Source organism: Paraburkholderia diazotrophica (assembly GCF_038900755.1).
GTDB lineage: Bacteria > Pseudomonadota > Gammaproteobacteria > Burkholderiales > Burkholderiaceae > Paraburkholderia > Paraburkholderia diazotrophica_A.
This window is the reverse complement of the sequence record NZ_JBBPEN010000009.1, coordinates 204,289-216,140: the sequence shown is the minus strand read 5'-3', so window position 1 is coordinate 216,140 and position 11,852 is coordinate 204,289. Positions and strand designations below refer to the sequence as shown.

The following is an 11,852-nucleotide window of genomic DNA, read 5'->3' as shown; positions in this document are numbered from 1 at the left end:
TTTATCAAAGGGTAACGTCATGATTGACAGCCACGCACACCTTATTTCGACCGACCGCGAAAAATATCCGCCGTCGCCGCTGAGCGGCGTTCTGGAAGAGAACGCATTTGACAATCCGGTGACTGCTGAGCGCTTGATCGACTTGCTGGACACATTCGGTATCGATAAGGCGCTCGCGGTCCAACGCGCGCACCTCTATGGTTTTCATAACGACTACGTCGTGGATTCCGCACAGAAATATCCGGATCGTCTGCGTTCGCTGTGCATGCTCGATGCACTGGCACCGAACGTCGAAGAAACGGTGAAGTACTGGGTCGGCAAGCGCGGGTCGGTCGGCATCCGTCTGACGGAACCGAAGAAAGGTGCAGACAGCAGCTGGTTCGCTTCAACGCAAGCGCGTCGAGCCTGGGCAGCAGTGACGGATCTCGGTGGCAGCGTGCGTCTGCACTTCTACCGCTGGAATCGTTTGGCGGCACTCGAAGCACTCCAGGACGTTGTGAAGGAGTTTCCTGATACGCCGGTCATTCTCGACCATTTCTCGAATATTGCCGGCGAGAGCCCGGGACCGGATTACGGTGTGGACGAAGCACTGCTGAAGTTCGTCGACAGCCCGAACGTCTTCCTGCTGTATTCCATGATCAACCTCGGCAAGTTGAAGGCGCTCGAGCTGCCGTCCGCGCCGGTTGTCGAGCGTGTGGTGCGTTCGTTCGGTGCCGATCGTGTGATGTGGGGTTCCGACATCGCTCAGTCGAAGGGCGAATACAAGGACATGGTCCAGCTGGCTAAGGACTCCGTCTCTATGCTGTCGGCCGAAGATCAGCGCAAGGTTCTGCATACGACGGCCGAGCGTGTCTACTTCAGTTAGAGAAGCTACAAACATAAACGGCGTTCTGGGTACTGGAACGCCGTTTATGTGCATTTCAGGGTAATCCCGGGTCATGCCGCGCGAAGCAACGCGATAAGATGCCACGAATACTTAATTGAATACTATTTAGGATGCCGATTGCGGCTAAGTTACAGAGGTCGCATGCGCAAACTGGCAGGTCACTGACAGGTCCGTTGTGCCGCACCTTGTTCCGATTTATCCGTTATCGATTCCTTTCTCAGGAGACTGACAATGAAATTCCTCCGGAACTGCTGGTATATGGTTGGATGGTCGACCGAGTTCTCGGCTACTGATATCGTCCCGTTCACGGTGATGAACGAGGCACTGGCGCTCTACCGCAAGGAAGACGGCACGCTCGTAGCACTCGAAGATCTGTGTCCGCACCGTTTGGTTCCGCTGTCGGTCGGCCGCAAGGAGGGTGATGAACTGCGCTGTATGTACCACGGTCTGAAATTCGCCGCCGACGGACGTTGCACCGAAATCCCGGGTACCGATCGTATCTCGTCGAAGGTCTGCGTTCGTAGCTACCCGATCGAAGAAAAACATGGTGCTGCATGGGTTTGGATGGGTGACGCCGCAAAGGCCGATCCCGCGCTGATTCCGCCGATCGAAGGTCCTGACAGTGCTGTCTTCGCGATGAAATGCTCGAAGAAGGTATGGAAGGGGAACGCGGAAATTGTCGCTGACAACTTGCTCGACCTTTCGCACGCACCGTATGTTCACGAAGCGACGTTCGGTGCCAACAACAAGGTATCGCTCAAGATTCAGAAAGATGGCGAAGCAAAGCGCGGTATCGATACGGTCGAGCGTGGCGTCGTTGCTGACCGCTGGCACCTGGGCCGTCCGTCGAATCCATACTTCGGTGAAATCCCTTCCGACGACAACGTCGTCAGCACGTTCCTCGTACCGGGCGTCTTCATCCTCAAGATCCATTCGTACGCCCCGGGCGTTCAGGATCGTCTCGTCAATGGCAAGCCCGCAGAAGAGCCGATCTTCCGCCGTTGCACATGCCAGATGATCACGCCGATCAACGATACGGAATCGATGTTCTTCTACAACTTCGGTCCGGACCACGAGCATGCCCATTTGGCAGAACACGCATTCGCGATCGCTGAAGCCGCATTCGCGGAAGACAAGGCAATTATCGAGACGCAACAGGCAACGATCTCAAAAGCGCCGGGGCGCAAGATGATCATGCTGGTGATGGATCAACCGGTGCTGCGTTACAACGAAATCTATAACGGTCTTCGTTCGGCCGAAGAGGCTGAGCGAACCGCTGCTGCCCCCGCAGCTTAGGTAGACAGAACCGCGCTGGTATGTTTTGTGAGACACGAGGAATAGCGAAAATGGAATTGAATTGGACCGAGCCCCGATGGGATGACCAAGCCGATATGGTTGTTGTCGGCTACGGCGGCGCTGGCGCAGTGTTTGCGCTGGAAGCTGCTGAGCAGGGCGCCGACGTGCTCATTCTCGAAAAGGGTGCGCAGGGCGGCGGCAACTCGGTCTGCGTCGCGGGCGGTCTGATTATGACCTCTGTCGATGAAGAGGAGTCTTTCAAATATATGAATTGGCTGTGCGCAGGCCAAACTGATGAAAGCGTTCTTCGCCATTTCGTGTCGAGCCTCAAGAACATACCCGCCTGGCAGCACAAACTCGAATTGCCGCTCAAGGACAACCCGCAGCCGTTCTCCGCACCGGGATTTTTCCCCGAATTCCCGGGGGCTCCCGGCGGGGAAAGCATCAAAGGTATGAGCGTCGTCGCCGCGCCGGGCGGCGCTGGCCTCTGGAATGCGATCTCCGCGCAAGCGGAGAAGGCGGGTGCTCGCGTCCAGTGCAACACGCGCGTCACCAGGCTGGTTCAGCACCCGGTCACGAAACGGATTCTCGGTATTGAAGCCGAACATGATGGCAAGACGATCGCGGTGCGTGCTCGCAAGGCAGTAGTGTTGGCCAGCGGCGGCTTCGAGGCGAACGACGCCATGTGCAAACAATTCCTGACTGCTTGCCCGATCTACTTCCTTGGTAGTCCGAATCTGACCGGCGACGGCATTCGAATGTCGCAGGAGGTTGGCGCGCAGCTGTGGCACATGAACGCCGTAGCAGGCCCCCTCAACATGGGCATCAAGACGAAGGAAGGCTACGTCTATGTGACTTACGACCTGAACAAGGTCGCAGGTTTCGGCTATAAAAGCGGTGCCTTCAAGGACGGCGGCAGTCTGTTGTGGGTCAACCGCCAGGCGAAGCGCTTCCATAACGAAACGGTGGACACGTCGGTAGTCCAACATGGGTTGGCCAATCGCGATACCTGGTTGACAACGACGCCGGGCACCCCGGAATTCACGAACGTGCCGGCGTTCCACATTTTCGATGAAAAGGTCCGTGCGGGTGGTGCGGCAATGACGACGCTGAATTCGCGTGTGCCGCCGTGGTCGCAAGACAACCTCAAGGAAATCGAAGAAGGTCTCGTCATCAAGGCCGATACGCTTGAAGAGCTGGCGTCGAAGTGCCAGTGGCCGGAGATCCCGGGTGTGTGCAAGGCAGGCCACCTCGACCCGGCCGCACTTCGAGAGACAGTTGAGCGTTACAACGATCAGTGCCGCAACAACCTTGATTGCGATTGCGGTCGCGAAACGTTCCTCGTGCCGCTCAGCGATGAAGGCCCGTACTACGCGATCGGGCCAATGCTCCCGACATACTTGAACACGCACGGCGGTCCGAAGCACGACGCAGGTCAGCGTGTTCTCGATCATCAGAACAAGCCGATCGCCGGTCTTTATGCAATCGGAGAATGCGGGTCGCTATGGGGACCGTATTACAACTCGATGGGCGATATCGCCGAGTTCATCGTATCCGGCGTGACTGCGGCCAAGACCGCACTCGCCGATAGTGGGCGGGAGAATGGCCAAAATTAGCTACACCGAATTACACCGATAATTAGCAAGGAGACACCGTAGTGAGTGAGATCGCAGAGGTACATGGGGAGTTGACCCCCGCCGACAACGTGGCAGATTCAAAGACGGCCAAAGGTGCATGGTGGATGCTTATCGTTTTGACGTCCACCTACGTCATCTCGTTTATTGATCGAGGCGCGCTTGCTCTCGTTGTCGGACCGATCAAACAAGACCTCGGAATTTCAGATCTTCAGGTCAGTTTGTTGCTTGGCCTCTCTTTTATGTTGCTGTATAGCATGCTCAGTATTCCTATGGGCATTCTGGTTGACAAATACCAACGTAAGACGCTCCTCGGCGGCGCGATCATGGCATGGTCGGTGGTTCAGATGCTGTGTGGTCTGAGTACAACCTATCTCCAGTTATTCTTGACGCGTGTTGGTCTCGGAGTCGGCGAATCGGCGCTTGCTCCCGGATCGCAGTCGATGATACGTGATGCATTTCCGCCGCATCGTCGCAGTGTTGCTTTCGGCATCTACAATATCGGCCCGATGTTGGGCACTGGTTTGTCGATGGCTCTCGGTGCCGTCCTGTTGAAGGCAGCGTCCGCAGGCGCATTCGATACACTACCTGTCGTCGGCGGCATGAAGCCGTGGCACTTTGTGCTGCTAGTGCCAGGCATCATTGGGGTTCCGTTCGCATTTCTCCTTTGGCTGCTTCGTGAGCCGCCCCGTCGTTTCCAGACCGCTATTTCCGAGGTGACGTATGGGCAGACAATGTGCTTCGTCTGGAAGAATCGCGGCGTGTATGTGCAACTCTGGGCTGCGATTTGCCTATACGGTATCGCCGTCGGTTCCCAGATGGCATGGCTTCCGGAAATCATCGCTCGTACGCTACACGTTGCCCGTCCGGAAATCGGTAAGGCGATAGGCGGCGTGGCACTGCTCGCTTCCCCGCTCGGTCTCCTGATTTGCGGCGGAATCGCGGACCGGCTGCGTAAGCGCGGCATGATCGATGCGCCGGTTCGAGTAGCGGCACTCACAACGGCAATCGCCGCAGTGGTTACGGCATGCTTTCCGCTCGTCCATACGATGAGCGCGGGAATCGTCCTTTACTTCATCCAGATGTTCATGTTTGCGATGTTCGCGGTGGCGGGCGGTGCAACGAATGCCGAATTCACGCCGGGTAACATGATGGGCAAAGTCACTGCCATCTACTACCTGGTCACCAATCTCGTCGGTTTGGCACTCGGCCCGACAGTGGTGGCACTCGTCGCTAAATGCTTTGACGGTCCCAATGCACTAGGCGTGTCGTTCATCATCTGCTATGTGGTCTCTGTGGCATTGGCGGTAATCCTGCTGATTCGTGTCTGCGGTGCATTGCGTCGGTCAGTCGTGCAATAACTCATCGTCGCCTTGGGGCGTCATTTCTGATGCCCTTTCTACGAATTCCTATAGGTTTAATTCAAGTGAAGATAACCCGCGTTGAGTGCATTCCTATTTCGATGCCGCTGAAGAAGCCGATTAAGCTGCCGAATGTCACGATCACATGCCTGAATACGCTTCTCTTAGCTATTACGGCCGATAACGGTCTCGTCGGCTATGCGGAGTCGGGTGACACTTCGTCGTGGTATCGCGGTGAAAGCCAGGCGTCCATGACGGCGATGATTTCCGATATTTTTGCACCGCGAATCCTGCTTGGTGAAGATCCATGCAATATCGAGAAGATCGTCGGCATGATGGACCAACTCGCCCGCGACAACAATCAGGCGAAGGCGTTGGTTGATTGTGCGCTGCATGACCTGAAGGGCAAATCTTTGGGCGTGCCAGTCTACAGCCTGTTGGGTGGCCGCACTCGCGAGAAGATTCCGCTCGGTTGGGTATTGTCGGCGGGTGAACCCGAAAAGGTGGCCGAACTCGCAATCCAGGTTCGTGAAAATGGCTTTTCGGCGTTTAAGCTCAAAGTCGGCCGTCATACGTTCAATAACGACGTGGCTACGGTTCGCGAAGTGCGAGCCGCGCTCGGTCCGGATGCCAGGATCATCCTGGACGCGAATGGCTCGTGGAACTACGAGCAGGCGTTGACGACGATGAAGCGCCTCGATCAATACAACCTCTCATTCATGGAGCAGCCACTGGCGCACCAATACCGCGACAGTCTGGCGAAACTGCGCGAGCGTATCAACACGCCGATCTACGCAGACGAGGGGGCGCAAGAGTTGGGCGATCTGCGAGAAATCGCCGAGCGCCGTTCGGCCGATGGCGTCGTTCTCAAGATTCAGAAGGTCGGCGGACTGGTCAAGGCACAGCGATTCCTGGCCGCGTGTCGCATGTACGACATTCCCGTCTTTTGCAGCACGCTGATCGGATCGGGTGTCGAAGCCGGGCCGAGCACGCATCTGATGGTCGCAAACGAGTGGGCATGCCAGTTCATGAGCGAAAGTATGGGCCCGCTCGCGATTCACGCAGCGTGGAACAGCGGTGATATCCCCGTCGATCAGGACTTGGCTATCGGTGGCCAGCGCTTTAGCGGCGGCTTTGCATATCCGAGTGACGGCGCCGGATTCGGGTTTACATTGAATCAGGAGTTATTGGCGAGGATTCATACGCAGGGACAGCAGCATCGGGTTGTCGAAGCGCAATAGCAGAACACAAGGCGGCGGGCTCGATTCCGCCGCGTTGCATAACCATAATCCAATATAGGAGATATCGATGCAGGGACTTAATTCGCCGCCGTGGAAATATGCTGTGCTCTGGCTCCGGGTTTATTTCGGCGCCGATCTGTTGTGGTCGGGTTTCCGCTATCTTTCGACAGGCTGGGTTCCGTTTATTCCGGGCATCGGAGGTCAATACGTGCAGGCACTCGATGCCATTCATATGTTTTACGCCGTTAAAGCAGTGGAAATGCTGGCCGGCATCCTGTTGCTGACGAACCAATATGTGTTGCTCGGCGCAATTCTCGAGTTCCCGACATCGATTTCGATTTTCTGGATTAATACCTTTATCGTTGCGACTCCACGTCAATTGTTCTCCGGCCCGAACCAACTGCTAATGAATGGCCTCATTCTGCTGGCGTATGGCGGCTACATGGCAAGTGTATTTAAGCCAAACAAGCCACTGGCGTTATGGGAAGGCTTCAAGGTCGACGTATGGAAAGAGCATTTGAGGCTGAGTAAAGGCGCAGAACCGACGTCCACTATCAAGAATTCGAGCGATTTCGCATAAGGGAGATCGAAAATGAAAAGTAACCGGAATCTTTATATTGGCCTTGCATGCTGCGTCATTATGACGTGCTGGGTATTCTTCGGATCCACGGGACTGGGCTACACAGAATATCGGGAATTGCGCGCACGCGATATGTTTGGCCTGGCAATTCCATGGATCTGCGTCATCACCGTCTTAATTCGGGATCGACGCAAAGGCATCATTTAACGGACTCTCAGGCGTGGTCTAGACCACCGCCTTTGGGGTATGCCTGCCAGAGGCATATTTCGTCGCTGAACTGCACTAACCTTTCGGAAATATTCCCCTATGCAAAGCGCTAACTCTTCCCCGTGGAAGTACGTCGTTACGTGGCTTCGGCTGTATTTCGGCGCACACCTTTTCTTTTCTGGCATTCGATTCGTGATCGACGGTTACGTACCGATGGTTCCTGGGCTTGCCGGTCAATATTTGGCCGGTGCCGATGCAATCGGTATGTACCATTGGGTCAAGTATATGGAGGCGATTTACGGCTTCCTGCTTCTGACGAACCGTTTTGTCTTACTGACGCTGATTCTCGAAATGCCGACGACGGTCACTATTTTCTGGCTGAATACGTTCATTTCGGCTACACCGCGTCAATTGTTCTCGGGCCCGCAAGAACTGCTGATGAACGGTTTGCTGCTGCTTGCGTATAGCGGCTATATGGCTGCATGCTTCCGCCCGACCCTGAATCCTATGTGGCTCTGGGACGGTTGGAATGGCTTCAACCTGAAAGGTAAAGGTGGCCTGTTGCAAACCGACCCGACGTTGGTCGGTGTGTCTGTCGAAGAAAAAGTATCGGCTTAAGGAGCACTCGCATGAAGAAAAATACCTGGATCGCGATCGCCATCTGTATCGCGCTGACGCTGCTGGCCATCGATGGCTCAACGGGTTGGGGTTGGGCGGACTACCGTCCGCTGCGTAACTTCGATTACTTCGGTCTCGGCGTTTCCTGGCTGCTTTTTATCGGAGTGCTCATCCGCGACAAGATAAAAGGTGAAGCCTGAGCCTCGGTTGTGGATTGATAAAGAAGCCCGGAGACGACTCTCCGGGCTGGGACGCGGACACAGGCGAGCTCCGGCGTCAAATCTTACGGAGTTCATTGACGAGGCTTCGGCAAAAGTGCCTGTATATGATGGTGTGGCACACCAGGTAGTGCTTCATGATGATGATGTTCAAGCCGGTGATCGGCCGTATCATCGATTGGGAGAGTTGACGAGCATTTACTGGCCGGACGTCGCGTAAGTCTGCAATCGATATACGAGATTGCAACTGATTACCCCACGTGACGGTTGGGCTGCCTCGTATCGGTGACTTAGTCTTTTTATCCGTATCAAAGGAAAGCACGATGAAGATGGCACATGAATCACCGTGGAAGTACCTGGTCATGTGGGGGAGGTTGTATTTCGCGTTCCACTACCTTGAGTCAGGACTTTATTACGTAATTTTTAGATACGTGCCGGATTTCAGCCACGCGGGCAAAGTTGGTGCCTATATCGGTGCGATGGCGGACGTCGGGTTCTATCAAATGATCAAGTATGTTGAGGTGATACTCGGTACGTCGCTCCTACTCGATATAGGGGTGCCGCTTGCACTGATCGTTATGGCGGGTATCAGTACGACCATCGTCTTTTTGAACCTCTTCGTCTCGCCTGATCCGCGTGAATTGTTCACCGGCCTTCAGGAGTTGTTTCTGAATGGCGCACTCTTGCTGGCATACGGTGGATACTATGCAAATTTTTGCCGTATAAAGGCGGAGCCGTTTTGGTTTTGGGACGGGATGAAACGCGAAAGACTTGAACCGAGGGGTGAGTCGTGAAGAGGGATTTCGTTGTTGTTCTTATGGTTGTAGTAGCGGTCACGCTGATTGTAATTTGCACTTCGACAATCTTCTTTGTGCGTCATCTACGTCTTTATGATTACGGTCCGCCCTTGGGCGCCGGGATCATTGTTTTGGCGATGATGATCCGCACCGCGATATCTAGACGATAGAACGATTGATGCGCCGTCCACAGCGCATCCATACCTTTACTTCACCGTCTTGAAGGACGCTGGAAACATGACGAAGCGATTTACACGTTTCAAGTCGATATGGTCGCTAAGATATATTTGCAATAACATTACCGGCGCGCTACTCGGAACGCTTTTGATTGCACAGCCGAGATGGGTTTATGCACAACCGCCGCAAACGCTCACGATCATGGAATATCGGTCGCACTTGGATTCGGATCAACCGACAGTGCGCGGCATGATCCGGTTCGCGGAGCTCGTCAAGGAAGAGTCCAAAGACCGCCTGGCCGTGACAGTGAGTCGAGCGACGGTTCCTGGATCGCCCGAAGAGCAGATCAGGGCGTTGCAAAAGGGCGGGGCTGGTGCTCCCGACATGATGCTGCTGGTTACGCCGGCGCTGCGCCATCTCGAACGCGAATTCGAAATCATGGACCTTCCGTTCGTCGTCAACAGCGATCGCCAGGCGCATGAACTGCTGGACGGTCCCTTTGGCCGGGAATTGCTGTCGCGTCTCCATGGCCATGGACTGACGGGTTTCGCGTGGTGGGAAAACGGATTCCGGCAGATCACGACGTCGGGGCAGCCGTTCAAACATGCTAATGATCTGACTGACCGTCCGGTTCGTGTGATTCCGGAACCGGCGTTTGTAGAGACGTTTAAGGCCTTGGGTGCCAAGGTCGTGGGTCTTTCGTATTCCGATCTATATCCGGCTCTGAAGTCAGGACGAGTGGAGGCCGAAGACAACTTTTACTCGCAAATCCTGGTTGGCCATCTGTATGATGTTCAGTCGAGCGTGACGGTGACGAATCATTCCTATAGCGCCATTGCAGTCGTTGCTAACTCCGCAATATGGCAAAAGTTGTCGGTTCGTGATCGAAATATTCTCCAACACGCAGCGGTAGAAGCAGGGCGTTATGAACGGGACCTGGTTCGAAAACAGGCCGAGGCGGATAGAGCCACACTTGAACATCATGGAATGATCGTTCAGAGCCTCTCGCCAATGGAAATTGCAAGGATGGAATCTATGACGGAGCCCGTCAGAGAGCGATTCTTGCGGAACTACGATCCCATAATTCTCGATACCTACCGGCGTCAGATAGCAAAGCGTTAGGTAATTCGGTGATTGACGAAAATATAACTCTTGGGGCAAAGCAGGGCGCCAAACCGGCGTCGCCCTCTCGGCAGACGCGACTGATTCCTATGATCGTCGCTGTGCCGATGTTTTTGCAGGCAATCGATACGTCGATATTGGGCACGGCACTTCAATCGATGGCTACGTCGTTGAACGTCGAGATACTTCATCTCAACTTCGCCATCACCGCATATCTCTTAAGTTTGGCATTGTTTCTGCCCGCGAGCGGCTGGCTCACGGACCACTTCGGCACCCGCCGTGTTTTCTGTTCGGCAGTTGCGATATTCTCGGTCGCGTCGGCGCTGTGCGGAGCCGCAACTTCTATCACTCAAATTGTTCTTTTCCGGGTATTGCAGGGCCTTGGCGGCGCAATGATGGTGCCAGTCGGCCGGTTGATTCTCTTGCGCAGCATTCCGCCTGCACACTTGGTAATGGCGATGGTCTGGTTTACTGTGCCAGGGACCATCGGTCGTGTCTTGGGACCACTCCTCGGAGGCTTCATCGTCACGCTGGCATCATGGCGCTGGATATTCCTGCTCAACATCCCTTTCGGCGTGCTGGGCATCTTGTTGTCGCTAAAGTTTGTGCCGGATTCGCGATCAGAAAAACGAGAACGGTTTGATCTCACTGGATTTCTTTTGATGGCGATCGGACTTTCTGGAGTGGTCTGCGGCCTGGAAACTATCGGGCACAATTTTATTTCTCTGGGCGCTACAATTTTTGTCACAAGCATTGGTGTCGTGGCATCGATCGCGTATTGGATCTATAGTCGAGATCGTGCTGACGTGATCATTCCGCCCAGCCTATTCCGATACAAAGCGTTCAGTATCACAAATGTCGGCGGTATGCCATTAAGAATTGCGGTTGGGTCGTCTCCGATTTTCGTTCCGCTGCTTTTGCAAATCGGTTTGGGATTCACGCCTATTCAGGCCGGATTGACGAGTGCCTGGCTTTCGGTTGGGGCCTTTGGGATTCGGCCAATTATGCGACGGGCGATTAATAGATTTGGATTCAAGCCTCTTATGATTGCGTCGACGATACTGTCGGGTGCCGCATTTGCAGCTTATGGTTTGTTCTCGCCCGGAACGTCGATTTATTTCATTTGCGCCATGCTCTTCGCGGCTGGCATCGCCAACTCGCTTGGAATGGTTACGATGAATACGGTCGGATATTCTGGCGTTCCGAAGGCCATCATGAGCAAGGCAACAGCTCTTTCAACTATGATGCAGCAGACGTCGATGAGTATCGGTGTCGCACTATGCGCTTCCTGCTTGGCGTTTAGTGCTCACGCTCATGGACATAGTGCGGAGCATTTGACGAGGAGCGATTTTCCGATGATGTTCTTTATCGTCGGAGCGTTGAGTTGTCTGTCAATGCCTGCGTTCCTCCGCCTTCCGAACGATGAAGGCGCCGAGCTGCGGTAAGTGTTATCGGTTAAAACGTTAAGCGCGGGATACGCACCCGCAGTCGGGAACAATTTTGGGGGCGGATTTTAGGCTAGCCATTTTGATGGCCACGATCGCGATGTGCGCTTCGCATGCTTCATATTCGCGCGGTCTGCTTGTCGACGCGACGTTGTAGACGATACCGTCGGGCCTAACCGTCAAGAGAAAAACCGCGGGCGCTGAACCGAACCCCGGGAAGCCGATGGTGCAAGGAGGCGGAAATACCGAAGGGCTGGGTGCTACAAGGGA

General features: G+C 54.8%; 11 protein-coding genes. All 11 read left to right on the top strand.

Annotated elements, in window-relative coordinates; translation table 11 throughout:
• The first annotated feature begins 19 nt into the window (after positions 1–19).
• The 11 genes from AABE10_RS26160 (at position 20) to AABE10_RS26110 (ending at position 11,582) form a co-directional block, all read left to right on the top strand.
• The gene (locus AABE10_RS26160; RefSeq protein WP_342936114.1) at positions 20–865 is read left to right on the top strand and encodes an amidohydrolase family protein; all 846 of its coding nucleotides are present in this window, start codon (positions 20–22) and stop codon (positions 863–865) included.
• 252 nt (positions 866–1,117) lie between these two features.
• Complete coding sequence (locus AABE10_RS26155; protein WP_342936113.1) at positions 1,118–2,182, top strand: aromatic ring-hydroxylating dioxygenase subunit alpha; 1,065 nt, start codon at positions 1,118–1,120, stop codon at positions 2,180–2,182.
• 50 nt (positions 2,183–2,232) lie between these two features.
• A complete protein-coding gene (locus AABE10_RS26150; protein ID WP_342936112.1) occupies positions 2,233–3,798 on the top strand; it encodes an FAD-dependent oxidoreductase in 1,566 nt (521 codons plus the stop codon).
• A 41-nt stretch (positions 3,799–3,839) separates the two neighbouring features.
• Positions 3,840–5,177, top strand: coding sequence for an MFS transporter (locus AABE10_RS26145; protein WP_342936111.1), 1,338 nt, complete (start codon positions 3,840–3,842; stop codon positions 5,175–5,177).
• Positions 5,178–5,242: 65 nt separating this feature from the next.
• A complete protein-coding gene (locus AABE10_RS26140) occupies positions 5,243–6,418 on the top strand; it encodes a mandelate racemase/muconate lactonizing enzyme family protein (protein WP_342936110.1) in 1,176 nt (391 codons plus the stop codon).
• A 67-nt stretch (positions 6,419–6,485) separates the two neighbouring features.
• Entirely contained in the window at positions 6,486–6,998 is a 513-nt protein-coding gene (locus AABE10_RS26135) for a hypothetical protein (RefSeq protein ID WP_342936109.1), read from the top strand.
• A gap of 399 nt (positions 6,999–7,397) precedes the next feature.
• Positions 7,398–7,823 carry a hypothetical protein gene (locus AABE10_RS26130; protein ID WP_342936108.1) on the top strand — a complete coding sequence of 142 codons (426 nt, stop codon included), beginning with the start codon at positions 7,398–7,400 and terminating at the stop codon, positions 7,821–7,823.
• Between the two features lie 11 nt (positions 7,824–7,834).
• Positions 7,835–8,023 carry a hypothetical protein gene (locus tag AABE10_RS26125; RefSeq protein WP_027197797.1) on the top strand — a complete coding sequence of 63 codons (189 nt, stop codon included), beginning with the start codon at positions 7,835–7,837 and terminating at the stop codon, positions 8,021–8,023.
• 341 nt (positions 8,024–8,364) lie between these two features.
• Positions 8,365–8,835, top strand: coding sequence for a hypothetical protein (locus AABE10_RS26120; protein ID WP_342936107.1), 471 nt, complete (start codon positions 8,365–8,367; stop codon positions 8,833–8,835).
• A 240-nt stretch (positions 8,836–9,075) separates the two neighbouring features.
• Positions 9,076–10,137, top strand: coding sequence for a TRAP transporter substrate-binding protein DctP (gene dctP / locus AABE10_RS26115; RefSeq protein WP_342936106.1), 1,062 nt, complete (start codon positions 9,076–9,078; stop codon positions 10,135–10,137).
• 8 nt (positions 10,138–10,145) lie between these two features.
• A complete protein-coding gene (locus AABE10_RS26110; protein WP_342936105.1) occupies positions 10,146–11,582 on the top strand; it encodes a DHA2 family efflux MFS transporter permease subunit in 1,437 nt (478 codons plus the stop codon).
• Positions 11,583–11,852: the final 270 nt, after the last annotated feature.

Excerpts from the sequence above, each read along its gene's own strand:
- AABE10_RS26160 (WP_342936114.1), top strand. The coding sequence starts at position 20 with ATGATTGACAGCCACGCACACCTTATTTCGACCGACCGCGAAAAATAT.
- AABE10_RS26155 (WP_342936113.1), top strand. The coding sequence starts at position 1,118 with ATGAAATTCCTCCGGAACTGCTGGTATATGGTTGGATGGTCGACCGAG.
- AABE10_RS26150 (WP_342936112.1), top strand. The coding sequence starts at position 2,233 with ATGGAATTGAATTGGACCGAGCCCCGATGGGATGACCAAGCCGATATG.
- AABE10_RS26135 (WP_342936109.1), top strand. The coding sequence starts at position 6,486 with ATGCAGGGACTTAATTCGCCGCCGTGGAAATATGCTGTGCTCTGGCTC.
- AABE10_RS26125 (WP_027197797.1), top strand. The coding sequence starts at position 7,835 with ATGAAGAAAAATACCTGGATCGCGATCGCCATCTGTATCGCGCTGACG.
- AABE10_RS26120 (WP_342936107.1), top strand. The coding sequence starts at position 8,365 with ATGAAGATGGCACATGAATCACCGTGGAAGTACCTGGTCATGTGGGGG.
- dctP (WP_342936106.1), top strand. The coding sequence starts at position 9,076 with ATGACGAAGCGATTTACACGTTTCAAGTCGATATGGTCGCTAAGATAT.